At 64.0% G+C, this 26,464-nt stretch carries 25 protein-coding genes; 17 read left to right on the top strand and 8 right to left on the bottom strand.

What is annotated here, in order from left to right; genetic code table 11:
- Positions 1-5: 5 nt before the first annotated feature.
- The 4 genes from VOI27_RS13370 (at position 6) to VOI27_RS13385 (ending at position 4,899) form a co-directional block, all read left to right on the top strand.
- Positions 6-1,157: an acyl-CoA dehydrogenase family protein gene (locus VOI27_RS13370; protein WP_323765856.1), complete on the top strand. Its 1,152-nt coding sequence runs from the start codon at positions 6-8 to the stop codon at positions 1,155-1,157.
- Positions 1,157-2,713, top strand: coding sequence for an acyl-CoA synthetase (locus VOI27_RS13375; RefSeq protein ID WP_323765857.1), 1,557 nt, complete (start codon positions 1,157-1,159; stop codon positions 2,711-2,713). Before VOI27_RS13370 ends, VOI27_RS13375 begins: the two co-directional genes overlap by 1 nt.
- Complete coding sequence (gene mmsB, locus VOI27_RS13380; RefSeq protein ID WP_323765858.1) at positions 2,710-3,579, top strand: 3-hydroxyisobutyrate dehydrogenase; 870 nt, start codon at positions 2,710-2,712, stop codon at positions 3,577-3,579. Before VOI27_RS13375 ends, mmsB begins: the two co-directional genes overlap by 4 nt.
- A 228-nt stretch (positions 3,580-3,807) precedes the next feature.
- Complete coding sequence (locus VOI27_RS13385; RefSeq protein ID WP_323765859.1) at positions 3,808-4,899, top strand: CaiB/BaiF CoA-transferase family protein; 1,092 nt, start codon at positions 3,808-3,810, stop codon at positions 4,897-4,899.
- Between the two features lie 233 nt (positions 4,900-5,132).
- Here the strand turns inward: VOI27_RS13385 and VOI27_RS13390 are convergent, their stop codons facing one another.
- Genes VOI27_RS13390 through VOI27_RS13405 form a run of 4 tightly spaced genes read right to left on the bottom strand, consistent with a single transcriptional unit; the run spans position 5,133 to position 8,819 of the window.
- Positions 5,133-5,534, bottom strand: a complete 402-nt coding sequence (locus VOI27_RS13390; protein ID WP_323765880.1) for a helix-turn-helix transcriptional regulator — start codon at positions 5,532-5,534, stop codon at positions 5,133-5,135.
- Entirely contained in the window at positions 5,531-6,037 is a 507-nt protein-coding gene (locus VOI27_RS13395) for a response regulator (protein WP_323765860.1), read from the bottom strand. The genes VOI27_RS13390 and VOI27_RS13395 overlap by 4 nt, the downstream gene beginning before the upstream one ends.
- Positions 6,034-6,567: a response regulator gene (locus VOI27_RS13400; protein WP_323765861.1), complete on the bottom strand. Its 534-nt coding sequence runs from the start codon at positions 6,565-6,567 to the stop codon at positions 6,034-6,036. The genes VOI27_RS13395 and VOI27_RS13400 overlap by 4 nt, the downstream gene beginning before the upstream one ends.
- Positions 6,522-8,819, bottom strand: a complete 2,298-nt coding sequence (locus tag VOI27_RS13405; RefSeq protein WP_323765862.1) for an ATP-binding protein — start codon at positions 8,817-8,819, stop codon at positions 6,522-6,524. Before VOI27_RS13405 ends, VOI27_RS13400 begins: the two co-directional genes overlap by 46 nt.
- 162 nt (positions 8,820-8,981) lie before the next feature.
- Here VOI27_RS13405 and urtB point away from each other — a divergent pair, with 162 nt between their 5' ends.
- Genes urtB through VOI27_RS13435 form a run of 6 tightly spaced genes read left to right on the top strand, consistent with a single transcriptional unit; the run spans position 8,982 to position 14,140 of the window.
- Positions 8,982-9,908 carry an urea ABC transporter permease subunit UrtB gene (urtB, locus tag VOI27_RS13410; protein WP_323765863.1) on the top strand — a complete coding sequence of 309 codons (927 nt, stop codon included), beginning with the start codon at positions 8,982-8,984 and terminating at the stop codon, positions 9,906-9,908.
- Between the two features lie 16 nt (positions 9,909-9,924).
- The gene (urtC, locus tag VOI27_RS13415; RefSeq protein WP_323765864.1) at positions 9,925-11,049 is read left to right on the top strand and encodes an urea ABC transporter permease subunit UrtC; all 1,125 of its coding nucleotides are present in this window, start codon (positions 9,925-9,927) and stop codon (positions 11,047-11,049) included.
- Positions 11,050-11,055: 6 nt separating this feature from the next.
- Positions 11,056-11,808 carry an urea ABC transporter ATP-binding protein UrtD gene (urtD, locus tag VOI27_RS13420; RefSeq protein ID WP_323765865.1) on the top strand — a complete coding sequence of 251 codons (753 nt, stop codon included), beginning with the start codon at positions 11,056-11,058 and terminating at the stop codon, positions 11,806-11,808.
- A 9-nt stretch (positions 11,809-11,817) separates the two neighbouring features.
- Positions 11,818-12,507, top strand: a complete 690-nt coding sequence (urtE, locus tag VOI27_RS13425; protein ID WP_323765866.1) for an urea ABC transporter ATP-binding subunit UrtE — start codon at positions 11,818-11,820, stop codon at positions 12,505-12,507.
- Between the two features lie 22 nt (positions 12,508-12,529).
- On the top strand, positions 12,530-13,759 hold the full coding sequence (fmdA, locus tag VOI27_RS13430; protein ID WP_323765867.1) for a formamidase: 1,230 nt from the start codon (positions 12,530-12,532) through the stop codon (positions 13,757-13,759).
- A 51-nt stretch (positions 13,760-13,810) separates the two neighbouring features.
- Positions 13,811-14,140 (top strand): FmdB family zinc ribbon protein, encoded by a 330-nt coding sequence (locus VOI27_RS13435; protein ID WP_323765868.1) that lies wholly within the window; start codon positions 13,811-13,813, stop codon positions 14,138-14,140.
- Between the two features lie 237 nt (positions 14,141-14,377).
- On the opposite strand, the gene VOI27_RS13440 is transcribed toward VOI27_RS13435, so the two are convergent.
- Together VOI27_RS13440 and VOI27_RS13445 are read right to left on the bottom strand one after the other, a co-directional pair.
- Positions 14,378-15,856, bottom strand: a complete 1,479-nt coding sequence (locus tag VOI27_RS13440; RefSeq protein ID WP_323765869.1) for a gamma-glutamyltransferase family protein — start codon at positions 15,854-15,856, stop codon at positions 14,378-14,380.
- Positions 15,857-15,909: 53 nt separating this feature from the next.
- Positions 15,910-16,632: a TetR/AcrR family transcriptional regulator gene (locus VOI27_RS13445; protein ID WP_323765870.1), complete on the bottom strand. Its 723-nt coding sequence runs from the start codon at positions 16,630-16,632 to the stop codon at positions 15,910-15,912.
- Between the two features lie 124 nt (positions 16,633-16,756).
- Between VOI27_RS13445 and VOI27_RS13450 the strand changes: the two genes are divergently transcribed.
- The 6 genes from VOI27_RS13450 to VOI27_RS13475 all read left to right on the top strand — a co-directional run bounded on the left by VOI27_RS13450 (position 16,757) and on the right by VOI27_RS13475 (position 22,811).
- Positions 16,757-18,277: an ABC transporter substrate-binding protein gene (locus VOI27_RS13450; protein ID WP_323765871.1), complete on the top strand. Its 1,521-nt coding sequence runs from the start codon at positions 16,757-16,759 to the stop codon at positions 18,275-18,277.
- A gap of 67 nt (positions 18,278-18,344) precedes the next feature.
- On the top strand, positions 18,345-19,343 hold the full coding sequence (locus VOI27_RS13455) for an ABC transporter permease (protein WP_323765872.1): 999 nt from the start codon (positions 18,345-18,347) through the stop codon (positions 19,341-19,343).
- A gap of 82 nt (positions 19,344-19,425) precedes the next feature.
- Positions 19,426-20,241, top strand: a complete 816-nt coding sequence (locus VOI27_RS13460) for an ABC transporter permease (RefSeq protein WP_323765873.1) — start codon at positions 19,426-19,428, stop codon at positions 20,239-20,241.
- A 24-nt stretch (positions 20,242-20,265) separates the two neighbouring features.
- Positions 20,266-20,643 carry a Rid family hydrolase gene (locus VOI27_RS13465; protein WP_323765874.1) on the top strand — a complete coding sequence of 126 codons (378 nt, stop codon included), beginning with the start codon at positions 20,266-20,268 and terminating at the stop codon, positions 20,641-20,643.
- Complete coding sequence (locus VOI27_RS13470) at positions 20,640-21,008, top strand: Rid family hydrolase (RefSeq protein WP_323765875.1); 369 nt, start codon at positions 20,640-20,642, stop codon at positions 21,006-21,008. The genes VOI27_RS13465 and VOI27_RS13470 overlap by 4 nt, the downstream gene beginning before the upstream one ends.
- Before the next feature lie 15 nt (positions 21,009-21,023).
- Positions 21,024-22,811, top strand: coding sequence for an ABC transporter ATP-binding protein (locus VOI27_RS13475; RefSeq protein WP_323765876.1), 1,788 nt, complete (start codon positions 21,024-21,026; stop codon positions 22,809-22,811).
- A gap of 174 nt (positions 22,812-22,985) precedes the next feature.
- Here the strand turns inward: VOI27_RS13475 and VOI27_RS13480 are convergent, their stop codons facing one another.
- A complete protein-coding gene (locus VOI27_RS13480) occupies positions 22,986-23,786 on the bottom strand; it encodes an IclR family transcriptional regulator (protein WP_323765877.1) in 801 nt (266 codons plus the stop codon).
- A 79-nt stretch (positions 23,787-23,865) separates the two neighbouring features.
- A complete protein-coding gene (locus tag VOI27_RS13485; protein WP_323765878.1) occupies positions 23,866-25,071 on the bottom strand; it encodes an OsmC family protein in 1,206 nt (401 codons plus the stop codon).
- Positions 25,072-25,323: 252 nt separating this feature from the next.
- On the opposite strand from VOI27_RS13485, the gene VOI27_RS13490 reads away from it, so the two are divergent.
- Positions 25,324-26,403, top strand: coding sequence for a C4-dicarboxylate TRAP transporter substrate-binding protein (locus tag VOI27_RS13490; protein ID WP_323765879.1), 1,080 nt, complete (start codon positions 25,324-25,326; stop codon positions 26,401-26,403).
- Positions 26,404-26,464: the final 61 nt, after the last annotated feature.

The raw sequence follows: 26,464 nt of genomic DNA on the forward strand, positions 1-26,464 counted from the left end.
ACGCGATGCAGACCGGGGAAGACCCTGCCGAGGCGCTTCTGGCGCAGACGCGTGCTTTCGCCGAGCACTGCGTCGCCCCCCGTGCCGCGCGCTGGCACCGTCAGGGTCAGTTCTGCCGCAATACCCTGCGCGAGGCGGCGGCCCTCGGCCTCAGCGGGCTGCAGGTGCCGCAGGCGCAGGGTGGGCTCGGTCTGGCCTTTCCGGTCAAGGTGCAGATGGCCGAGTGTCTCGCCGCGGCGGATTTCGGCTTTGCCCTGTCGATCATCAACACCGGCAATGTCGCCTGGAAGCTGTCGCGCGACGCAGCGCCAGAGGTCGCCGCGCGACACCTGCCCGCCCTCCTGTCAGGGGAAAAATTGGGGGCTACCGCGTTGACCGAACCACGGGCCGGGACTGACTTGGCTGCCATCGAGACCACGGCGACGAAAGAGCGTAACGGCTGGCGGCTGAGCGGCGAAAAGGCCTGGATCGTCAACGCCGCAGCTGCCGATCTGATTGTCACCTTTGCACAGACCGAACCGGGCAGCGGCGCGAGCGGTATCGCCGCTTTCCTCGTCGATGCCACCCGTCCCGGTTTCACACGCCTGCCGCCGCCGAAAATCACCGGCCCGGCCTCCATCGGCACCGGCAGCTTCCGCCTCGATGGCTACCACGTGAAGGGAGATGAGGTCATGCTGCCGCCCGGCCTCGCCTTCCGTACCATCCTCAACGACATCAACGGCGCGCGCACCTACGTCGCGGCGATGTGTTGCGGCATGGTGGCTGCAGCGCTCCGCATCGTCTCTGATTACGGCACCCGGCGCAAGACCTTCGGGCAGACGCTCAGCCAGCATCAGGGCTGGCGCTGGACGCTGGCCGAGACAGAGGTCGACCTGGCCGCCGCCCGCGCTCTTGTTTCCGAGGCCGCCAAGCGCGTCGAAGCGGGCGCCGACTGCCGTCACCAGGCGGCGCAGGCCAAGATTTTTGCCACCCGGATGGCGCTGCGCCACCTGCCGGCGCTGGGTCAGTTGATGGGCGCCGAGGGGCTGCGCGATCATTACCCGTTTGGTCGCCATGTCGAGGGTGCGCGGATTGCCGGGCTGGTGGATGGCACCACCGAGATCCTGCTCGAGACCCTCGCCCGGCGCCACATACCCAAAGAGGGAGAGACCCGCTGATGACCGAACTTCTGTACCCCATCGCGCCCGAGGCGCGCGATCCCGACAAGATCGCCTACGAAATTGCCGAGACCGGCGAGACGGTGACCTATGCCGCTTTGGAGCACCATAGCCGGCAGGCCGCGCAACTGTTTCGGGCCTGCGGGCTGAAACCCGGCGATCACATCGCACTGCTGTCCGAGAACAACCGCCAGTTCCTCGAGATTTGCTTCGCCGCCGACCGGGCCGGGCTCTACTACACGCCGATCAGCACCCATGCGACGCCGGCCGAGGCCGAATACATCGTCGCCAATTGCGATGCCCGCCTCTGGATCGTGACCGCCAGAAAGCCCGAGATTGCCCGCCACCTCGCCGCCGCGCTGCCACAGGTGCAGCATCGCTATACCATCGGCGGCGCCGTCCCCCCCTGCGCGGACTGGGACGAGGCCCGCTCTGCCCAACCCACCACGCGCATTGCCGATGAGGCGCAGGGCCTTGACATGCTCTACTCGTCGGGCACCACCGGCCGGCCCAAGGGCATAAAGTGGCCGCGCCCCGATAGCGCCCCCGGCGGGCGCACTCGCATGGTCGACACGCTGTCGGGCATCTTCGGCTATGGTCCCGACACCCGCTATCTGTCGCCGGCACCGCTCTATCACGCGGCGCCGCTCAGACACTCGATGACCAATATCAAGATGGGCGGCACCGTCACCATCACCCAGCGTTTCGACGCCGAGACCGCGCTGAAGCTGATCGAAAGCCGCCGCATCACCCACAGCCAATGGGTGCCCACCATGTTCCAGCGCCTGTTGAAACTGCCCGACGAGGTTCGGCAGGGCTACGACTGTTCGAGCCTGAAGGTCGCGGTCCACGCCGCCGCCCCCTGCCCGGTACACGTCAAGGAGGCGATGATCGACTGGTGGGGGCCGATCCTGCACGAATATTACTCCGGCACCGAGGGCAACGGCTTCTGCGCCCTGAACAGCAAAGAGTGGCTCGCCCATCCCGGCTCGGTCGGCCGCGCGCTCGATGGCGTGCTGCACATCTGCGACGAGGACGGCCGCGAGCTGCCCCCGGGAGAGGTCGGTACGGTCTGGTTCTCCGATGGCCGCCAGTTCGCCTATCACAATGACCCCGACGCCACCGCCAAGGCGTATGACGCGCGCGGCTGGTCCACCATCGGCGATATCGGGCGGTTGGACGCGGACGGTTATCTTTACCTCTCGGACCGCAAGTCCTTTGTCATCATCTCGGGCGGGGTGAACATCTACCCGCAGGAGACCGAGAACCTGCTGCTCTCGCACCCCGAGGTCGAGGACGCGGCAGTGATCGGCGTGCCGAACGAGGATTTCGGCGAGGAGGTCAAGGCCGTGGTCCAGCTGGTGACCGGCTGCGCACCGTCGCCTGCCAAGGCGGAGGAGCTGATCGCCTTCTGCCGCGAGAAGCTTTCGCCCATCAAGTGCCCCCGCAGCGTCGATTTCCGTGACAGGCTTCCGCGGGAGGCGACCGGCAAGCTCTACAAGCGCAAGCTGCGCGACGCATACTGGAACAACGACAAGGTAAAGGTGCAGGCATGAACATCGGTTTTATCGGTCTCGGCAACATGGGCGGCCCGATGGCGGCAAACCTCGCCGCCGCAGGACATCGCGTGACGGGCTTCGACCCCTCCGGCGTCCTGCCCGAGGGCGTCACCGCTGCCGACGACGCCAAGGCTGCGGTCGCAGATACGGACGTGGTGATCCTGATGCTGCCCAACGGCGCCATCGTGGCGGAGGCGACGGCCGAGGTCCTGCCCGCGATGCAGTCCGGCGCGGTGCTCGTCGATTGCTCCACCATCGATGTCGAGACCACCCGCAGGCTCGCCGCCCGAGCCGAGGCCGCTGGCATCGCCACGCTTGACGCCCCGGTCTCCGGCGGCACGACGGGCGCGGCGAAAGGGACGCTGACCTTCATGATCGGCGGCGACGCCGCTGCCTTCGAAACCACCCGTCCGCTGTTCGACATCATGGGGCAGAAGGCGGTGTTCTGCGGACCGGCCGGCGCCGGACAGGCTGCCAAGATTTGCAACAACATGATCCTCGGCGTCACCATGGCCGCCACCTGCGAAGCCTTCGGCCTGGCCGACCGGCTGGGGCTGGACCGGCAGAGCCTCTTCGACGTGGTCAGCACCTCCTCAGGCGCCAGCTGGTCAATGAACACTTATTGCCCTGCACCCGGCGTCGGACCCGCCTCGCCCGCCGACGATGGATACCGCCCCGGTTTCGCCGCGGAGCTGATGCTCAAGGATCTGCGTCTTGGCCAGGAAGCCGCGCAGGTCTCGGGGGTTGAGACGCCCATGGGCCGCACCGCCTGCGATCTCTATACCGCCTTCGTCGATCAGGCGGAGGGCCGGGGCCGGGATTTCAGCGCCCTGATCCGCCGTTACGAAGACCAATCCGCCTGACCCCGTAGACCCGCAACACTTCAGATGGACACGCCGCAGAAAACCGCACTCGGACGCGCCTTCAAAGCGGCCCGTCGCATGCATTCGCTGTTTGAGGCGCTGAACGGGGTCGCGCCCGGTGCCGCCTCCTGATGTATTCATGTCGCGAAGAGAAACCGTCCACCATCGAAGGGTTTCTCGATGACAACTGAACCAGCGGCTGAGGAAGCCCGCGGGGCGCTACACGGCGTGACCGTCATCGAGATGGCCGGCATCGGCCCCTGCCCGCTGGCCGGTCAGATGCTGGCCGACCACGGCGCCACGGTCATCCTCGTGACGCGCGACCAAGCAGAGCCCGACCCGGCCGATGTCACCCGACGCGGCAAGCACCTGATCACGCTCGACCTGAAGTCGCCTGCCGGACATGATGCGCTGCTGAGGCTTGTCGAAAGCGCGGACGTCCTGATCGAGGGCTACCGTCCGGGCGTCATGGAGCGACTTGGCCTCGCACCCGAGGAGTGCCACGCCCGCAATCCACGCTTGATCTACGGGCGAATGACCGGCTGGGGGCAGACCGGTCCGCGGGCGGATCAACCCGGCCATGACCTCAACTATCTGTCTCTGACCGGAGCGCTGGCGGCCATGGGACCCGCCGACCGCCCGCCCTTTCCGCCGCTGAACCTGGTGGCCGATTACGGCGGCGGCACGATGTTTCTGCTGTTCGGCGTCGTCATGGCGCTTCTCGAACGCACGACGAGCGGCAAGGGTCAGGTCATCGACGCCGCCATGATGGACGGGGTGATGTCCCTGCTCAGCCTGTTCCACGGTTGGCAGGCGCAGGGGCGGATGAGCGACGCGCGGCAGGCCAATCTCCTCGACGGGGGTGCGCCCTTCTATCGCTGCTATGAAACAAAAGACCGCAAATTCGTCGCCCTGGCCGCAATCGAGCCGAAGTTCTACGCCGCCCTTCTGCGCGTTCTGGACTTGCCGGAGACCTGGCTCACGCAGCAATTTGTCCGATCAACTTGGCCGGACCGCGCCGCGGTCCTGCAACGCCTGTTCCGCGAACGCGACCGGGACGACTGGATGGCCCTGTTCGACGGTACAGAAGCCTGCGTCACGCCGGTCCTCGACTGGACCGAGGTCGCCAATGACCCCCATGTCCGTGCGCGTAAAAGCATGGTCGAGCGTGGCGGGGTGAAGCAGGCACGTCCCGCGCCAAGGCTCAGCCGGACGCCTGCCGCGGTGCCGACCACGCTCAGCGCTGCGGGCGCCAACACCGCGGCGGTCCTGAGAGGAATGGGTTTCAACGACAGGGAAATCGCAGCAATGGACCTGTAGGTCATGTCTGTTGGTCGTGTTGGTGCGACGTCAATTCTGCCGCAATCGGCCAAGATCGCCTCTCCGCGTGCAGCCAGACAGCGCCGGTATCGACACTCTGCAGTGACCGACCGTTAACGCGCCTTCCCGTAGCGTCGCTGTGGCCGAAGCCCCGCTTTCGCCATTCAAAACCGGAGGCGCGCAGTCCAGCACTCCGCAAGATCCCACAGGTGGTGAACAAGTCCATTCATGCCTTAACCGCCTTGCAGCACCCGGTCTGCCAGCACTGCTGCCGAAGTGCGGTTGTCGACGCCCATTTTGTGAAACACCTGCTCGAGATGCTTGTTCACCGTGCGGGCGCTGACCGACAGAATATCGGCAATGTCGCGATTGGTCTTGCCATGTGACAGCCAAAGCAGCACCTCGGCTTCGCGGGCCGTCAGGCCAAAGTCTGCTGCAAGCCGCTGGTTCTCGGACTGGCCGCCACCGGATCGCACGCGGATCATCAATTCGCTCTCGGCGAGGCCGATCAGTGAAAGCGTCGTGTCGCCCAGCGTCATGGGCCCGGCCTGCGACACCGGAATCCGAGACACCTCGGCCAGCCAGGATTGCAGACGGTCGCTGGCGCGGCCAGAAGGAAACTCGGCGCCGATCACACCCAAGGCGCTCTGCGTGCCCCAGGACAACCGGCCATCCGGCCATCCGGCAAGACAGCGATCACCATCTGCCCGGCATAGTCAAGCGCCGCCCGTGCGGATTGGATAGCACGGGCGTTCATCATATGACGGGTGATCCGGGCGATCAGCTCATCCACCACCACCGGCTTGGTCACGTAATCGACGCCCCCGGCATTCAGCCCGGCCAGGATGTGCTCGGCTTCAGTCAATCCGGTCATGAAAATCACCGGCGCGCTTTCGGAAATCGGCGGAGCTTTCAGCCGGCGGCAGGTTTCGAAACCGTCCATGCCGGGCATCATCGCGTCAAGCAGGATCACGTCGGGCCGCACCCTTTGGGTCAGCCGCAGCCCTTCTTCGCCCGAGCGCGCCACCAGCACCGTCATGCCGCCGCCTTCAAGCGCATCGCTCACCAGCCCCAGCGTCTCGGGCGCGTCGTCGATCACCAGCACGATATAGCGCCCGTTGTCGGTCGCGGCGTTCATTGTTCGATCTCCTTCAGAACCCGCGCCACCGAGGACAGGTCGTATTGCGCAAGGTGACCGTCAAGCCGCCGGCGCAACGCAGCATCAAGCGCGCCGTCCCGCACAAGCACATCAAGCTCGCGTCTCACCCCGGCGGCATGGCCGATGTCGGCGAGCCCGATCAGCCGACGCACCGCCTCAAGCGGCAAGCCGTTGGTGGCGGGTGCGGGCTCGGACGGGGCATCGAAGGTCAGCTCAACATTGAGCAGCCGTGACAATCGCGAAACCAGGTCATTGAGCGAATAGGGTTTGACCACAAAGGCATCGTAAAGCCGTTCGCGGTCGACCGGCTGACGCGCCTCGAGCGCATGCCCCGTGACCATGACAATTGGCGTGGCGCGGTATTTCGGGCGGGCGCGCAGGGCCTCGGCCAGCTCCCAGCCGGTCATTTCGGGCATGTCGATGTCCAGCAGAAAAAGGTCAGGTGTGAACTCGTCGACAAAGTTCAGCGCCGTTTCGGCATCGGAGAACGGTTGCAGCAGAAAGCCCATCGGCCGCAGCACCGTTTCCAACAACCGCAGGTGATCGGCGTCATCGTCACGGCCATGATCGTCTTGCGCGCGCCGCCATATCCGGTGGCGGCAGTGGCCTCGACCCCGCCCCAGCCGCCACCCTGCGCAGGCACGCCCTGTACCGAGGGCAACATCAGGCGCACGGTAAAGGTGGTGCCCCTGCCCGGCTCGCTGTCCACCGTGATCTCGCCGCCCAGAATTTCGACCAGCAGCCGGGTAATCGTCAGCCCCAGCCCCGACCCTCCGGCGGATTTCGGGGCCAGCCGTTCAAAGGGTTTCCAGATCCGGTCGACCTGTGCCGGGTGGATGCCGATGCCGGTGTCGCGGATTTCAAAGCGGGCGATTTCGTTGCGGTATGACAGCGACAGGCTGACAGACCCGCAGGGGGTATAGCTGATGGCATTCGACAGCAGGTTGATCAGGATCTGCCGCAGCCGCTTTTCGTCAAAATCGACCCAATCGGGCAGCTTGCCCTCGGTGGTGATGCCGAAATCAAGGCCCTTCTCGCGCGCCTGCCGTTCGAAAATTGCCGAAACCTGGCCCAGCAAGGCTGGCAGGTTGATGCGGTCGCGGTGGATCTCAAGCCGCCCGGCCTCGATCTTGGAGATGTCGAGCAGGTTCTCGATCAGCCCGGCCAGATGCTCGGATCCGCGGCGGATTGCCTGGACCGCGCCGCGGTGATTGCGCGGCAAACCCTCGTCGCGTTCAAGCACCTGCGCATAGCCGTAAATCGCGTTCAGCGGCGTCCGCAACTCGTGGCTGATCCCGGCCATATAACGCGTCTTGGCAAGGTTGGCGGCCTCGGCCTTCTCCTTGGCAGCCTGAAGGGCCGCATCGGTGCGTTCATGCGCCCGCACCTCGCGCAAGAGCCGCTGGGTCTGGGTGTCGGCTTCGTCGCGCGCCTTGTGGTGGCTTTCGGCGGTGAGGATGAAGGTCCAGACGATCACCCCGATCACCACCAGAACCGAGCAGAAGATCACCGCCAGCACCGCATCGAGCGTTCCGGTGCCGGCACTGGCGCGGATCACCACCAGCAGCGCCGCAAACACCGAGGCCGGCACGAAGGTCGCGACCGCGAACAGCGCCACCCGCGTCGCCAGCGCCCGGTAGAGCCGCTCGGGCAGGCGGCGTTTCATGCTGGCGGTAAAGACATGGCCCATGCGCGCCTGCGGCTTGCAAGCATCGCGGCAAGAGGCGTCAAGGGTGCAGCACAGCGAACAGATCGGCCCGTCGTAAAACGGGCAGTCGGTCATGTCTTCGGCATCAAAACGGAATTCGCAGACACAGCATTCGGTGGTCTGACCGGGGTGCACCGGTGGCCGGGTTCCGAGATCGGGCACCGGGCGGGCAATGTAATAGCGCCCGCCGGTTTGCCAGGCAATCAACGGGGCCATCAGCATCGCCACCGAAAGCGCGATCAGCGCCGAGAAACTCTCGGCCAGCGCGCCGAACACTCCGATATAGGCCATCAGCGATAGCGCCACCGCCGCCCCCATCGCGCCGGTGCCCACCGGGTTGATGTCATACAGATGCGCGCGGCGAAATTCGATGCCACGCGGGCTTAGCCCCAACGGCTTGTTGATCACCAAATCGGCGGTCAGCGCGCCGATCCATGCCAGCGCGACATGGGAATAAAGCCCGAGGATCGACTCGACCGCGTGAAACACCCCCAGTTCCATCAGCATCAGAGCAATTGCGACGTTGAACACCAGCCAGACCACCCGACCGGGATGCGAATGGGTCAGTCGGGAAAAGAAGTTCGACCAGGCGATTGAACCGGCATAGGCGTTGGTCACGTTGATCTTGAGCTGTGACAGGATCACGAAAGCCCCGGTCAGCACCAATGCCAATAGCGCCGAGGGCATCACCGCCTCATAGGCTGCGTAATACATCCGCGTCGGATCGGTGGCCTGGCGCAGCGGCACCGAGGCGTTGACCGCCAGCGTCACCAGAAACGAGCCCGCCAGCATCTTGGTCACGCCGAGCACGGTCCAGCCCGGCCCCGCTGCCAAAAGCGCCGCCCACCAGCGCCGTCGCTGGCGGGCGTTGCGCGGCTCGGGCAGAAACCGCAGGATGTCCACCTGTTCGCCGATCTGCGCGATCAGTGACAGAACCACCCCCATGGCCGCCCCGACCATCATCATCGTCGGGCCTTCCGCGCCGCGAGCGCCGGTATAGCTGGTCCAGCTGGTCAGCTCGGCCCCGGACAGCGCCAGAAGTGCGAAGGGCAAGATGTGCAGCCCGATCCAAAGCGGCTGGCTCCAGGCTATCAGTAAGCCCCGACGTCGCAGGGGGGTGCCAGACCCCCTGCCCCTGCCCCTGCCCCGCGCCCCATCGGCGCGGGGCCAGTCCGCGCCACAGATTCCTTTCAGTCACATTCGCAAAGGTGAGCCATGTTCTCCGAATACACGGCCAGCGAGCTCGGCGCGATCTTCGCGATGCAGGGCTTTGCCGGTCTCATCCTCTTCTCGGTCTTCGTCCTGATGGCGCTCGGCCTCGCGATCATCTTTGGCCAGATGGGCGTGATCAACATGGCTCACGGCGAATTCATGATCCTCGGGGCCTACGTCACCTATCTGGTGTCCAACCTCTTTGGCGACCATATGCCAGTGCTGTTCTCCGGCTATTTCTTTGTGGCGATGATCCTTGCCTTCATGGCTGCCGGGGCGTTGGGGATGTTTGTCGAATGGGCGATGATCCGACACCTCTACAAGCGCCCGCTTGATACCCTGCTGGCCACCTGGGGTCTGAGCCTGATCCTGCAACAGATCTATCGGTCGGTCTTTGGTGCGCGCGAGGTGGGCGTGACCATTCCTGACTGGATGATGGGGTCATTGCCGCTGACCGACATGATCGAAGTGCCGATCAACGGCATTTTCGTGATGATCCTCGCAGTGAGCATCTCGGCCGGCGTTTATGTCATGATGTACCGTTCGCGCTGGGGCCAGCAGGTGCGCGCGATCAACAACAATCGGCAGATGGCCGATGCGGTCGGCATCAACACCGCGCTGACCGACCGTATGACCTTCGGCATTGGCTGCGGCGTCGCGGGTGTGGCAGGCAGCGCCTTTACCATGATCGGCTCGACCGGGCCGACAGCAGGCCAGCAATACATCGTCGACACCTTCCTGGTGGTGGTCTTCGGCGGCGCAGGCAGCCTTTTGGGCACCATCGCCTCGGCCTTTTCGATTTCTCAGGCGCAATCGATCATGGAGTTCTTCCTCTCCGGCTCGATGGCCAAGGTCCTCACCCTGCTGACCGTGGTCGGCATCCTGATGCTGCGACCGCAGGGCCTTTTCTCGCTCAAGCTGCGCAAGTGACCCGGAGGATAGACCAATGAAAACCCACAGCCACGCCTTCCTTTCGCCCCGCGACATGATCGGCTTTGCCCTGCTTGCCGCGGTGATCTTCGTGGTCTTCCCGATGCTGCTTGAACCGTTTCGGCTCAACCTCTTCGGCAAGTACCTGACCTATGCCTTTGTCGCGGTGGGCCTCGTGCTCTGCTGGGGCGTTGGCGGTATCCTGTCGCTGGGCCAGGGCGTCTTTTTCGGCCTCGGGGGGTATTGCATGGCGATGTTTCTCAAGCTCGAGGCCTCGAGCCCCGAGAATACCGCCATCCAGTCAACCCCGGGCATTCCCGATTTCATGGACTGGAACCAGCTCTCGGCGCTGCCGTGGTGGTGGGAGCCGTTCAGCTCCTTCGCCTTCACCATCTTTGCGGTGATCGCAGTGCCGGTGGCCTTCTCCTACATCATCGGCATGGCGATGTTCCGTCGCCGGGTGGGGGGCGTCTATTTCGCCATCATCACCCAGGCCATCGCGGCGATCCTCACGATCCTGATCATCGGCCAGCAGGGCTTTACCGGCGGCGTCAACGGCATCACTGACCTGCGTACCCTTCACGGCTGGGACATCCGCACCGACGAGGCCAAGACCGCGCTCTATTTCGTCAACGGCGTGCTGCTTTTTGCCGTGCTCCTGGTGGCGCAGTTCGTTCGCAAGTCCAAGCTCGGCCGGCTGCTGATCGCGATGCGCGATCAGGAGGACCGGGTGCGCTTTTCCGGCTATGACGTGGCCAACTTCAAGATCTTCGTCTTTTGCCTCGGGGCCGCCTTTGCCGCCATCGGCGGCGCAATGTTCACCCTTCAGGTCGGGTTCATGTCGCCGTCCTTCGTCGGCATCGTGCCTTCGATCGAAATGGTGATCTTTGCCGCCGTCGGGGGCCGGTTGTCGATCCTCGGCGCGGTCTGGGGCACGCTCTTGGTGAACTGGGCCAAGACCTCGTTCTCGGAAAGCTTCCCAGAACTTTGGCTGCTCGGCCTTGGTGCGCTCTTTATCGCTGTGGTCATGGCCTTTCCCAACGGGTTGGCCGCTGTCTGGGCCGAACAGATCGAGCCGCGTCTTCTGAAACTCACCCGGCGCGGCACCAAGCCGCTGCCCAATGCCACCCCGGCGGAGTGATCCCTGATGCTCGACATGACCAACCCGAAATACGTGCTGATGGTCGAAGGGCTGACCGTGTCCTTCGACGGGTTCAAGGCGGTCAACGACCTGTCGTTCTACGTCGAACCCAACGAATGCCGTGTCATCATCGGCCCCAATGGCGCGGGCAAGACCACCGTACTTGACCTGATCTGCGGCCGGACCAAGGCAACCTCGGGCAATGTTGCCTTCAAGGGCGCGGACCTGTTGAAAATGCGCGAAGATCAGATCGTGCATGCCGGGGTGGGCCGCAAATTCCAGACCTCCTCGGTTTATGAAGATCTTTCCGTCTTTGCCAATCTCGAGCTGAGCTTTCCCAAGGGCCACGGCGTCTTTGGCGCGCTGTTCTTCCAACGCGACGACGAGGTCAAGGCGCGGATCGAAGAGATCGCCGAGATGATCTTTCTGGCCGAGCACTTGACCCAGAAGGCGGCCTTTCTCAGCCACGGCCAGAAGCAATGGCTCGAGATCGGCATGCTGCTGATCCAGGACCCCGAACTGTTGATGCTCGACGAGCCGGTGGCCGGCATGTCGGTGGCCGAACGCAAGAAGACCGCCGAGCTGCTCAACCGCATCATCGCAGACCGTTCGGTCATCGTGATCGAGCATGACATGGGCTTTGTCGCCGACATCGCCACCCGCGTCACCGTGCTGCACCAAGGCAAGGTTCTGTCCGAAGGCTCGATGGAACACGTCCAGAATGACCCTCGGGTTGTCGAAGTCTATCTCGGACACTGAGAGGTCAACATGCTGAATATCAACCAACTCCGGGCGTCTTACGGCAAAAGCGAAGTGCTCCACGGTCTCTCCCTTGATGTCGCCCCCGGCGAGATCGTGGCCATCATGGGCCGCAATGGCATGGGCAAGACCACGCTGATGAAATCGCTGATGGGGATCGTGCCGTCGCGCCAAGGCTCGATATCGATCAACGGCACAGATGTGACCGCGCAAAAACCGCACCAGCGGGTCGTCAGTGGCATCGCCTATGTGCCGCAGGGGCGGATGATCTTTTCGTCGATGACGGTGCAGGAGAATGTCGAGACCGGCCTGACCGTGACCGGCGAGCGCTGCGTGCCGTCGGACATTTACGAACTGTTTCCGGTGCTGCTTGAGATGAAAGGCCGCCGCGGCGGCAATCTTTCCGGCGGGCAGCAACAGCAACTGGCCATCGCCCGCGCACTGGCCTCGAAACCCAAGGTGCTGCTGCTCGACGAGCCGACCGAGGGCATCCAGCCCTCGATCATCCGCGAGATGGCCCGCACCCTGCGCCGCATCCGCGACGAAAAGGGCCTGTCGATCATCGTCTCGGAACAGGTGCTGAGTTTTGCGCTCGATGTCGCCGACAGGGTCGTGGTGATCGAGAACGGCGAGTTCGTCCAGGACAGCCCCCGCGCCAGCGTCGACGAGGCCAAGGTCTCGAAATTTCTTTCCGTCTGAACCAATTACAGGGAGTTTTACCATGGCAGACACGCTGATTTCCGTCGATCTTTCGGAAAGCCCGCATACCAACGACAAGATCCACAACCGCTGGCACCCCGATATCCCCATCGCCGTCTGGGTCGAGCCGGGCGACGATTTCAAGATCGAGACCTACGATTGGACCGGCGGGCAGATCGCCAACAATGACGATGCCGCCGACGTCCGCGATGTCGAACTCGAGCAGGTGCATTACCTTTCGGGGCCGATTGGCGTCAGAGGGGCGGAACCGGGTGACCTTCTCAAGGTTCACATCCTCGACATCGGTGCCAAGGAAGAAATGAACTGGGGCTTCAACGGCTTCTTTTCCAAACAGAACGGCGGCGGGTTTCTGACCGAGCATTTCCCCGAGGCGCAGAAGTCGATCTGGGATTTCCACGGCATGTTCACCTCGTCGCGGCATGTGCCGGGGGTGGAATACGCCGGTCTGATTCACCCCGGCCTGATCGGCTGTCTGCCGGACCGCAAGATGCTCGATATGTGGAACACCCGCGAGAAAGGGCTGTTTGACACCGATCCCACGCGCACCCCGCCGCTGGCGGCACTGCCCAACACGCAATCGGCACATATGGGCCAGATGCAGGGCGAGGCGCGTGACAAGGCCGCAGCCGAGGGCGCGCGGACCGTGCCACCGCGTGAGCATGGCGGCAATTGCGACATCAAGGATCTGTCGCGCGGATCGACCTGTTATTTCCCGGTTTATGTCGACGGCGCGGGCCTTTCGATGGGCGACCTGCACTTCAGCCAAGGCGACGGCGAAATCACTTTCTGCGGCGCCATCGAAATGGCCGGCTGGCTGCATATCCAGGTCGAAGTGGTCAAGGGCGGCATGGAAAAATACGGCATCCGCAACCCGATCTTCAAACCCTCGCCAATCACGCCGAAGTACGACGACTACCTGATCTTCGAAGGCATCTCGGTCGACGAGGACGGCGGCCAGCATTACCTCGACGTGCATGTAGCCTATCGGCAGGCCTGCCTTAACGCTATAGAATACCTCAAGAAATTCGGGTACACTGGGGCGCAGGCCTATGCGATCCTTGGCACTGCGCCGGTGCAGGGACATATCTCGGGGGTGGTCGACATTCCCAACGCCTGCGCCACGCTCTGGCTGCCGAACGAGATCTTCGATTTCGACATCATGCCCGGCAATGATGGCCCGACCACGCATTTCGACGGTTCGATCGACATCCCGCTGGCCCCCGATCTCTAACCTCTGACGGGCGGGGCCCTGCACCCGCCCCCTTCCACCCAGGAGGCTCACATGCCCTATTACGACTATCTCTGCGAGACCTGCGGCCCCTTCACCGAACAGACCAGCATGGCCAACTTCGATCAGCCCTGCGACTGCCCCAACTGCGGCATCTCGGCCCGGCGTGCGCTGCTGCGCGCGCCGATCCTTGCCAATATGGACACCACCCGCCGCACTGCATTCGCCACCAATGAACGCGCGTCCCACGAGCCGAAATCAACCCGCAGCCACGGACCCGGGTGCGGTTGCTGCTCGGGCAAGAAGAAACCCACGCGCACCCTGCACCGTCCGGACGGCTCGAAAAGCTTTCCTGCGGCCCGACCTTGGATGATTTCGCACTGACCTGAGGAATCCGGTACCCGCGCGCTCTGGCGGAACAGGCGTGGAAGCGCCGCAGAGCCATGACAGGTCCAATTTTGAGGTTTGGCATGACTGGCCGCGGTCGTCTCAGTCGGTGTTGAGAGGTGCTCCTTGTGCCTTTAGACCCGCCCCGTGTCCCGACCGGCAGAAGGGTTACCGAGGGCTGGCTTGGACAGAATATGGTTTGCCATCCCGTTCAAGCGCATGGTGACCTGGTGACTACCCTCTTGGATCGTGGTGGCCATCCGCCCCCTCAGCCGTCCGCAGGACCAACCCGGCCTGTCCCGCAAGCGGGCTGTATGCGGGGATGGCGGCAACCTCGTGACCCAGCCGGGCCAACCTGCCCATAACCTCGGGGCCCGCGTGGCCCTCGATCTTCAAGGAATCGCGCTGATCAGAAAAGGTCCGGCCCAGCAGGAAGCGTGGGGCACCGAGCGCCTCGGCCGGACCGGCCTGGTAGTCGATGAGGTGGGTCAGCAACACCGAGAGCGTCTGTGGCTGGCCATCGGCCCCTTGGGTGCCGAAGACAAATTCCGGACGACCGGCGCCGTTCAGAGCGATACCCGGCGTCAGGGTGTAAAAAGGCAGCTTTCCGGGGGCGAAGGCGTTCACATGGGCCGGGGCCGAGTTGAACGCGGCCCCGCGGTTTTGCCACACGATCCCGGTGTCGCCAGCGACGACGCCGGCCCCCCAGTCGAAGTACGTGCTTTGCAGCACGCTCGCCGCATTGCCCGCGGAGTCGATGGCACCGAGGAAGGCAGTGTCGCCGTGTTGCCACGGCTCGGGCCAGGGCAGCGCCCGGTTCGGAAAGATCTTGGCAGCCTTTGCGTCAAGGGTTGCGTCGCAGAGCATCCGCTCCACGTCGATGGCGGCAAATTTCGGATCGGCTATGCTGGGACGGTCCTTGAAGGCATGTTTCACCGCCTCGATGCACAGGTGCAGGTGCGCGGCGCTGCCTGCCGTCAGGCCGGCGAGCTCAAGCCGCCCGAGGATGCCCATGATTTGCAGAAGGGTGATGCCCTGCGTCGGTGGCGGTGGTGCCAAAAGGAGCCGGTTTCGGTAGGGCGCGGAAAGGGGGAGGGTTTCCCTTGTGCGGGTCTGCGCAAGGTCTGTCGCAGCGATGGGGATGCCATTATCGTGCAACCCGCGCAGGATGCGCCTTGCCAGCGTCCCTTCGTAGAAATCGCGCGCGCCACGCTCGGCCAGCGTATCCAACGTCTCGGCCAGCGCGGGTTGGCGCAGATGCGTGCCCGCGCGAAGCGGCTGGCCATCGGCGACGAACAATCCCTCAAACCCCGGCCAATCGGCGATCTCGGGCAGCCGAAACTCGGTCCAGAACGCCTGGGAGGTCGAGACCGGGTGGCCTTGCCGGGCAATCGTTGCGGCAGGTGCAATCAGATCCTGCCACTTTCCCGTCCCACCGAGCACACGGGCCGAATAGTCCAGTGCGTGCGCCCAGCCGTCCACAACTGCGGCCGTGGTCAGAACGGCCCCGGCACCACGCGTCGGGATCGGGGCGGTCGGCAAGGGGCGGTCGATGCCCTGTCCGATGGCGAGGAAACAGCGCCGATCTCCCATGCGATCCGCCACAAGCCAGACAGCGTCGCCGCCGAGCCCGCAGAAATGTGGCGCGACAACGGAGAGTACCGCCCCGGCAGCGATGATCGCCTCGGGCGCGGTCCCACCGGCGTCCAGCACCCGTTGTCCTGCGGCGGTCGCCAAGGGGTGCGGCGTGGTTACCGCTCCGGGGGTCATTGCGCTGTGCTCGCGAGGGAGGCGCGGATGATGCCCACGACTTCCTCCCGGCGGAGGTCGAGGAAGGCCGGATCGCCAAGGTCCCGACCGAGGACAACGCTCATCGTGTGGCGGTTGGCGATATGGATCGTCGAAAGACCGAGAATTGACAAATAGAGCAGCCCCGGATCCGGTCGGCTGGCAAAGCACCCCTCCTCCATGCCCCGATCAAGGACGGCGCCGATCGCCTCGATAAGCGTTTTGGCCCGGCTGTTGACGCTGGTCAGGTCGCGCACCTCTTGTGCATTGGTCATGTTCTCGATCCGCATCAGCGCCTGGAATTGCCGGTTCCGGCACATGTAGTCGAAGGTGAAACGAACGAGCCCATCAACGGCCTCGGCCGGAGGCATTTGCCAGAAGGTCGCCTCGGTTTCGGCCTTTCGCAAATCTTCATAAGCCTGTTCGAGGCAGACACGGTACAGGCCGTGCTTGTTGCCAAAGTAATGGTAGAGCATCCGGACATTGCATCCCGCCGCCTTGACGATCCGCGAGACGCTGGCGCCCTCGTACCCATGGCGCACAAAGTCGGCCGTCGCCGAAACGATCAGGCTCCGGGCGACGGGTCCGTAGACGTCACCTCGGTTCGATTCCTGCGAATGCGCCGGCTCATCGTTTTTAACCTGATCATTTATGAGGCCACCTGCGGCGCCATTGAGCGGTTTCAGCGTTTTCTGTCTCATTTTCCTCCTCCTAAGCCGTTACGCATTCCATCTGGAGTAAGTAAGCGTTCACTTACGTCTGACTGCTGCTCGCAAAGGGCGCAAGGTCAAAAGTGAAATCTCCCTGCTACGACGGCATGGCCCCATGGATTGGATCAAAATGACCAGTAAACTGCACATGATACTTGCAACTACGGCGATCGCCGCGGCAAGCACTGCCGCGTCCGCCGAGGAGTTCACGGACAAAAGGGTCGCTGTCGCGATCACCGAGACCATCTCGGGCTACAACCCATACGCGGATCCGGTGGTCCTGTTGGGCAGCGTCTGGTGTCAGGTTTACGGCTGCATCACACGCTACGACTGGGAGGCCGGCGAATTCGTTCCCTTCCTTGCCGAGTCGGTCGAGACCCTCGATGAACTGACTTGGGAAATCAAGTTGCCCGAGGGGCTGACCCGCCACAACGGAGAACCGGTGCTGGCCGCGGATGTCGTTCACTCGATCGAATACCTCGGAACCAACCCCGGCTCTGGCAAATCGTACCTCGTGGCGGGCTGGGAGAGTGTCGAAGCGATCGACGACCGCACGGTCCACATCACCACCGCAACCCCTGACGCAACCCTGCGTGACAACCTTGCCGGGGTCGCTGTGACCTCGAAGGCGCTGTTTGACGAGCTGGGCGACGGCATGTTCCGAGAGGCACCGTTCGGCGCAGGCCCCTACATGTTGTCCGACATCAGCATCGGCGAGCACATGATCATCGAGCGGAATGACGATCATCCGATGATCCGGGCGCAAAACCCGCAGCAGATCATGTTCCGCATCATGCCCGAACCCGAGCAGCGGGTCACCGCGCTTGCCAACAGTGAAGTGCAGATCGCGCAGCTGGTTCCGCCGCAGCTTCGTCCGCGGGTCGAGAGTCTGCCCAACGCCAGACTCGAGACGACCAACTCTGTCGAGATGATGTTCCTCGGCATGTCGCCCAAGACGCACCCATGGGATGTAAAGGAAGCCCGGCAGGCGGTCGCTCATGCGATCAACCGCGAAGCCATCGTTGCCGCGGTCCTGCAGGGTCAGGCCAAACTGCTGAACGGCCCGGTCAGCGAAGGCCAGTTGGGATACAACCCCGCGTTCAAGAGCCCTTACGACTACAACCCCGAACGCGCCCGCGCGCTTCTGGCTTCGGCTGGACTCGAAGGCGTCGAAGTGACTCTCTCCACGCCGGTCGGCCGTTACACCGCAGATCGTCAGATTGCCGAGGCGATGGTGCCGATGCTGGAAGACGCCGGGTTCAGCGTGTCTCTGGACACACCGGAATGGGCAACGCTCTGGGCCAATGTTCAGCAGGGCAACGTACCCTTCTACTATATGGGCCGTGGTTCGATGATCGACCCGTCGCGGGCCCTGCACCAATATTTCGCGACCGGTGGCTCGCCGCGGCTGGGCTTCTCGAATGCCGAACTGGATGCGCTATTGGCCGCTGAGCGCGCCGAGTTCGACCCCGCCGGCCGCTCGACCAAGATGCAGGAGGCGGTCGTCAAGCTGGTCGATGAGGCCCCTGCCGCATTCATGTGGCAGCACGAGATGGCTTGGGGCGTCGCCAACGGCGTGACCTTCAACCCGCATCCGGCGGATCAGGTCAACGGCTGGGAAATCCTCGTCGAGTGATCGCCCGCCCCCAACTGCCCGGGCCGCCCGTGTGGCGGCTCGGGTCTCGCGAGGACCCAACATGCTGATGTACCTTTCCAAACGCATACTTGGTGCGATCCCTGTCCTGATCGTGGTGGCCGCCGTGGTGTTCACCCTGATGCAGTTCGCCCCCGGAGACGCGGTGAACATGCTGGTGTCTGACGAGGCCTCCGAAGCGGACAAGGCCGCAATCCGCGAGGCATGGGGACTTGACCGGCCACCCCTTGTCCAGTTCCTCAGCTTCCTTGGCAATGCGGCCACAGGCGATTTCGGGATGTCCTTCAAGTACAAGGTGCCGGTGCTGGAACTGGTGCTGGAAAAGCTGCCCGCGACCATCGAACTGGCGCTCGCTTCGACCCTCGTGGCAGTGCTGATAGGTATTCCTCTCGGGGTTCTCGCAGGGGCCCGCCCGGGTACGGTCTGGGACAGCATCGCCTCGGCGTTCAGTTTTGCGGGTATCTCGATGCCCAATTTCTGGCTCGGCATCCTGCTGATCCTTCTGGTTGCCGGCCAGTGGCACCTTCTGCCTTCGGGCGGACGCGAACCCTGGGGCTTGAACCTTCCGACGATCACCGGTTTCAACCTGGTCGACTCCGTCCTGCAGGGACGCTGGGACGCCTTCGTCTCGGCGCTCAAATACCTCGCACTGCCGTCCATCGTCATGGGCACGAACATGATGGGCATCATCGCGCAGATGACCCGCGCCTCGGTGCAGGAGGCGCTGCAGGAAGATTACGTTGTCACCGCCCGGGCCAAGGGACTGAGTGGCAGCCGCGTGCTCTGGCGGCACGCATTCCGCAACGCGCTGATCGGGGTGGTGACGATCATCGGGCTCGAGTTCGGTGCCCTGCTGTCCGGCGCCATGATCGTCGAGACGGTCTTTGCATGGCCGGGCATCGGCAACCTGCTGATCCAGGGCATCGCCTCGCGTGACTTTCCGCTGATCATCGGTCTGGTGCTGGTCTACACAGGCCTGTTCATCATCGTGAACCTGCTGATCGACATTCTCTACACGATCATCGATCCCCGAATTCGGGTCAACTGAGGTGGCTTTCTTGATGCACACGCAATCCTCTACCGCGGCTCACCCCGGACGCTGGGCGCGACTCCGCAAAAGCTATCGCCAGATGACCGGGTTCAAGGCACTGTTCGGTCTTGGCATGGTTGCGCTCCTGCTGATCATGAGCATCCTCAGCCCGTTTCTGGCCCCGCACGCGCCGAACACGCAGGACCTGATGAGCGCCATGCGCCCCCCCGACTGGGTCGGCCCCCACGTTCTGGGCACGGATCACCTTGGTCGCGACATCCTCAGCCGGATCATCTACGGATCCCGCGTCTCCCTTCTCATCGCGGTCGCGGTGGCAGTCTTCGCCAGCCTGCTCGGCGTCTTCCTTGGCGTGGTCGGCGGCTATTTCGGCGGACGGATCGACGATGCGGTACAGAAGGTGACCGAAATCTTCTGGTCCTTTCCGCCCCTGATGCTGGCAATCGCCATTGTCGCCTTTGTGGGACAGGGGCTTCTGATTGTCGTGATCGCCCTGACCGCGCAACGCTGGATACCCTACTGCCGCGTGACCCGTGCCGAGACGATGGCCCTCAGGGACCGCGAGTTCATCCTCGCGGCTCGGTCACTCGGAGCCTCGAGTTGGTTCGTCATCCTGCACCACATTCTGCCGAACGTGACGCTTTCGATCATCGTGATGACCAGCTTTGCGATGGCCAACGCAATCATCGCCGAGGCATCGCTCAGTTTCCTCGGCCTCGGAGTACCACCCCACATCACCACCTGGGGCGGCATGCTGTCCGACAGCCGGGCCTATATCTCAAGCGCGTGGTGGATGGCGCTCTTTCCCGGCCTTGCGATCTTTCTCACCGTTTTGGGGCTGAACCTGCTTGGCGACGCCTTGCGCAACCAGTTCGACCCCAAACTGAAATCTCATTGACACTGACCCAACGGAGATCAAGCCATGTCGACTTTTACCCGAAGCCACCCCGATACGATGGACGGGGCCAAACGGTCGCTCGTCTGCAAGACCGGCGCATGGACCCACTTCATCGGACTGCAGCCCCGTAATCTCGACGGCGACATCAAGGAACAGGCCGCGGATGTGGTGGCCCAGCTTGAGGCTCTGCTGGAAGAGGCCGGACTGGCGCAGGAAGACCTGTTCACCGTCACCATCTGGCTGAAAGACATGCGCTATTTCTCCGCCCTGAACGCGGTCTGGAATGGCTGGGTGGACGAAACCAACCCGCCCGCACGCACCTGCGTCTCTGGTGAGCTTTACCGGCCCGACCTCTTGGTCGAAGTGGTCGCCGTCGCCTACAAGACCGAGGCCGCAGCATGACCATCCAGAAGACAGGGCGCATCGACAAATGGGGGCCAAAGATCTTTCTGGGATCGGCGGCGGGCGACATCGCCTCTGTCTGCCTGACAGCACCGGACAAGTCCGGCAGTTTTGCAGAACAGACCCAAGGTATTTTCGGGGTGATCGATGAACTGCTTGCCCAGATGGGCACGGACCGGACTGCCCTGATCTACGCTCAGGTCTGGCTGGCCGGGATCGAGCATTGGCCGGATTTCGTACCGCTCTGGAACGATTGGGTCGGGACGGACCACGCCCCTGGCCTGTCGGTGGTCGAAATGGCCGCCTCACGCCGGGACTCCCGCCTGGAAATCCGGGTCTGGGCCGACCGCCCGGCCGCCGCCTGACACCGGAGATCAGCTGTGACCCCCGTGAACAACCGACTTCTCGATATCAAGAAACTGACCGTCTGCTTCGGGGCCGACAGGACACCCGTGGTGCATGAGGTGTCGCTGACCCTGGCGCGGGGAGAGATCCTCGCGCTGGTGGGAGAAAGCGGGTCGGGCAAGTCGGTCACGACGAAAGCGGTGATGCGCCTGATCGACCACCAAGGTGGCCATATCACCGGCGGTCGCATCCTGCTTCACGCGCAAGGAACGGCCGAACCGCGTGATCTCGCGCGTCTGACAGAGCGAGAGATGCGCCGGGTGCGCGGCGCGCGAATCGCAATGATTTTCCAGGACCCCATGACGTCGCTCAACCCGGTCCTTACCATTGGCGCTCAGTTGACCGAAGCGATCCGCGAACACCGCCCGCATGCCGATGCTTCGGCCAAGGCGCGCGCCATCGAAATGCTCGAACGGGTCCGGCTCACCGATCCGATGCGCCGCTTCGACCAGTACCCGCACGAGTTGTCCGGCGGAATGCGCCAGAGGGTGATGATCGCCATGGCGCTGGTCTGCGAGCCCGACATCTTGATCGCGGACGAACCGACCACCGCTTTGGACGTGACCGTGCAGGCCGAGATCCTGCATCTTATCCGCAACCTGCAGAAACAGACCGGCATGGCGGTGCTGTTCATCACCCATGACATGGGCGTCGTGGCCGAGGTCGCGGACCGCGTTGCCGTAATGCTCTCAGGACGCGTGGTAGAGGAGGGTCCGGTGCGCCGCATCTTTGACGCGCCGGAACATGCCTATACCCGCAAACTGCTGGATGCGGCACCGAAGTTCCGAACCGCCGACCGCGAGACCACGGCGCGCACCGATACAAAGGGCCCGCCGGTCATGTGGGTGCGCCACCTCTCGACCCGGTTTCCCGTGCGGTCGGGCCTTTTGCGGCGGCACAGGGCCAACCTGCATGCGGTCAGCGATGTGTCCTTCGATCTCTATCCGGGCGAGACGCTCGCCGTCATCGGCGAAAGCGGCTGCGGCAAGTCCACCCTGGCCAAATCGCTCTTGCGGCTGGTGCCGGTACAAAAAGGTCAGGCCTTTCTGGCCAATCAGAACCTTCTGGGGCTCGAAGGCGATGCGCTCCGCGCGGCACGAGACAGCATCCAGATGGTTTTTCAGGACCCCTACGCAGCCCTCGACCCGCGCATGACTGTGCGCCGGATCCTGACAGAGCCGCTTCGCATTCGGGGCAAGCACCGAACCCATGCCGCAGACGACGAACGGCTTGCAGCACTGATCGCACGGGTCGGGCTGCCGCCTGACAGCCTCGACCGATATCCGCACCAGTTCTCGGGCGGTCAACGGCAGAGGATCTGTATCGCACGGGCGCTGACGATGCAGACCAGGGTTCTGATCGCGGATGAGCCCGTTTCAGCGCTCGATGTGGCCATTCAGGCGCAGATCCTCGACCTTCTGGCCGAACTGAAGCGCGACCAGGGGCTTTCCCTGATTTTCATCTCGCACGATATGGCCGTGGTAGAGCGGGTCGCCGACCGCATCTTGGTGATGTACCGCGGCATGATCGTGGAAGAGGGGCCGGCCAGTGACCTGCTCGCCGCCCCGGCCCACCCCTATACCCGGCGCTTGCTTGACGCGGTGCCGGTCTCGCACCCGGACCTGAGGTTCCGACGCGACTTGTCCGGGCCTGGCACCAGTGCGCCGGTCTTTCCCCTGGACACCGAGATGCCGCTGCGGCGCTGGCACACCGTTTCGCCGGGCCACCGGTATTGTGTCGATGAGGGCAACGCCCACTCATGACGAATGCCGAGGTATTGCCGACTTGCTGGCCTCAACTTGTGACGGTTTGAAATGGCTGCATCACAGGGCCATTTCACAGGTGTCGATGCCCGCCTCGTCCCGCCAGGGTCCATTCCTTCTCCGCCATTGTGACATGCCATAATCGGCGCACCGGCCGTCTCGACCCGAGGCGCGTCAGGCATTCGGAAGGCCGAGGTCCTGTGACAGTGTCTGCGAGAACCGTGTCAGGCAGTCGACGATCCGTTCATGGCCTTCGTCGTCGGTCAGTTCATTCGGGCCGATGGCCGCAACCGCAAGGCGGATCGTGCCGGAATGATCGAAGATCGGCACCGCAAAAGCGGTGATGCCGGGTGTCGGCATGTCCCGCGTCATGCCGTATCCGCGGGCCCTCGTCTTCTCGATCGTGGCCTCGAACCAGCCGCGGTCGACCTGGAAATAGCGCCGCCGGTCGCCCTCTGTGTCGGAGAACTCCTTCTCTACGAGCTCCGCACTGACCGCCTTCGGCAGGAACGCCGTGAAGACATGCCCAGAGGCGGTCATCGAGAGGTAATACACGCCGCCGACCCGGATGTTGAAGTGGATCGGGTCAAGCCGCTCCTCGATGTGGATGATGGTCGGGCCAAAGGGGCCCCAGACCGCGAGCGAGACCATCAGCCCCAGTTCCTCGGCAAGCTCCGGCACCCGCTTCAAGGTTTCCTTGTAGGGGTTGAGACCGCGCAGCCGGGCGAGGCCGAGGTGCAGGGCAAAGGGGCCCAGCGTGTACCAGCCGTGATCCGAGCGTTCCAGCAGCTTCATGTTGCAGAAACTGACCAGATAGGGATGCAGCTTGCCCGGGGCCAGGCCGGTGAGATCGGACAGATCCTTGAGCTTGATCGGACCGGAGGCCGCGACGAAGGCTTCGAGGATATGGCCGCCGATATCGATCGACTGGACGCCTCTCGGCTCCTTGGTCTTTTTCACTGTGCGCTCGGTCATGTCGTTCACAGTCCTGCGTCTTGAGGGGAAGCACAAGCCCCGGCCGCGCGACAGACAGGTCGCGCGGCCGGGGCGTGCATCATGTGACCAGCGCGCTCTTCAGGTGCAGCTTGGCCTTGAGCTCCTGACGGCACAACGCATGCAGGAAACAGCTCTGTTCGGCCAGAAACAACAGCTCCTGCGCCACCGGGTCGGCCTCGGTGGTGGTCAGGTGGACATGGGTTTCCACCGCCGCCGCGTCGCCGGCCCGGCCGGTGCGTCCCGAGGCGCCGCCGAGGCTGAAATGCATGTCCTGCAGGATCTGATAGCGCGCCACATCCAGCTTGTGCACGTCGATCAGGATGCCGAACTGTGTCATGAAACAAAATCCGATGCCGGCGGCAACATAGGCCTGGGCGTCGGGCGCCTTGCCCTGGCCGCCGTTCGCGGCGGTCTCGTCCGACAGGAATCGCCATTCGGTGCCATTGGGGGCGTAAAGCTGCTGGCGGATCTCCTTGACGCCATCGGCGCGGTAGACCGCGCTGGTGCCGACATGGATCAGGGTGCCCTTGGCGTCCTTGACCGAATAGGCACCGCTGGCCTTGCTGCCGACCGAGGCCGCACTGGGCGAGGGGCCGATCGGGGAAAGCAGCACGTCGCCACAGGGCACCACGCCAAGGCCTGGGTCGTCGGACATTACCTCCGGCAACAGCGCCAGATCCGGCCTGGCCTTGTCGGCCGGGGCGATCTCGCTGCCGTTGCGGGCCAGCCGGAACAGGCTGTCGAGTTGGCCGCGCAGCAAGCCGTTGAGCGGCGAGGCGGTGACCGCATCCATCAGGAACTGGGTGAGAGCGGAGCCTTGCAGGCTGCAGTCGATCTCGACCGTCAGCTCCACCGGCAGCGCGCCGCCCACCATGGTCTTGCGCGGCATCGAGCCGGTCATCGAGTAATAGTTGTCCAGCTTCAGCTTCAGGTCGCGGATCTCGACGCCGCGGATCTCGGCCAGGGCCGTGATCTCGGTCATGTAGGAGGCGATCATGCCGACCGCGAGAAAGCCCAACGGCGGCGGCGCGGCGTCATTGCCGTTGAGGTTCTTGCCCTCGTCGCTGACCATGCGCCAGGTCGCGCCGCCGCCTGCCGAAGCGACAAAGGCCTCCTTCTGGAACCCCGCAAGCGAGGTCACGACGGTGCGGTTGGCCGCTCCCAGGCAGATGTCGGGCGCGGCGCAGACCGGTGCCTGATCGGTCTCGACCCGGTAGATCAGCGGCAGGCCGAGATCGGCGATGACATTCGCTTTCGTCTTCATCGCAGACCTGCACATGCCGGGGAGTCCACCGCGCCGCGGCACAGAAACGCGCCGGCCGACTGCTCGGGGCGAATCATCTGCACCGCCCCTCGCGCCTTGATCCAGGGGGTTCGGCGGTTTTGTTTCATGAACAATCTCAGCATCTTGCTTTCCCTTTGTGTCCAATCCGCCGGTGCTGGCGAAATATTCTTGCATTCCCATAATAAATCGATAATTTGTAATTGTCTAACGTGTTAGAAATGGGAGGATAACATGGACCACGTTTCTTCATCGAGAAGCCTGTTGCTGGCCGGGCTGATGCTCGGCGCCTCGACGATGGCCCTGTCGGCCGCCGAGACCATCCGGCTCACCACCGTGTCGGGCTATCCGACCACCGCAGCTTGGGTGCAGAAGTTCGAGGACACCTTCGTGCCCGAGGTGAATGCACGCCTGGCCGAGGCCGGCACCTACGAGATTGACTGGGTCTATGGCTGGGGCGGCGCCATCGTCGGCCCGAAAGGCGAACTCGATGCGATCGAGTCCGGCCTGGCCGATATCGGCGTGGTCCAGACCGTGTTCCACCCCGACCGCCTGCGGGTCTATGACATTGCCTATGCCACGCCCTTCGTGACCACCGATCTGGACCTGATCACCAGAACCGTCAACGACCTCGCGGAGCAGTTCCCGGAAATGCACCACCCCTGGCAGGACAGCGGACAGGTCATGCTGACCACGCTCGCCGCGGTCGACAACTACCAGATCCTGCTCGACGGCGACTATTCCGGCCCGGAGTCCCTGCAAGGCAAGAAGCTGGGCGGGGCGGGCACCAACCTGCGCTATGTCGAAAGCGTCGGTGCGACCGGTGTGTCGTCGACCCTGGCCGATTTCTACAACGGGGTCGCCACCGGGATCTTTGACGGGGTCATCGTCTGGGCCACCGCGGCCGAGGCGTTCAAGCTCTACGAGGCGGCACCGACCTATGTCAAAGTCGATTTCGGCGGCGTGAACTCGATGGCGCTGAGCATCAACGAGTCGGTCTGGGGCGACCTGCCCGAGGAGGTCCAGACCGCCCTGCAGGAGGCGGCCGAGGTCTATCGCGCGGATCTGGCCAATTTCTCGATGCAGGAAGCCGAGCAATCGATCAAGGACATGGTGGCCGATGGTGCGACCGTGGTCGAGGTCAGCGAAGAGGATCGTGCCACCTGGGCCGCGGGCTTGCCCGATATCGCCAAGGAATGGTCGGGTGAAGTCGAGGCGATGGGGGCCCCGGGCGGGGCGATCCTCGACGCCTATATCGCCGCGATGAAAGCCGCCGGAGAAACCGTCCTGCGGGATTGGTCCGCCGACGGCTGACCGCCGGTCAAAGCCACCCTCCCGGCCGCCCGGCGGTGTGCGTAAGGACCCGCCGGGCGGC

The sequence above is a fragment of the Marinovum sp. genome, assembly GCF_034669705.1.
Classification (GTDB): Bacteria; Pseudomonadota; Alphaproteobacteria; order Rhodobacterales; family Rhodobacteraceae; genus Marinovum.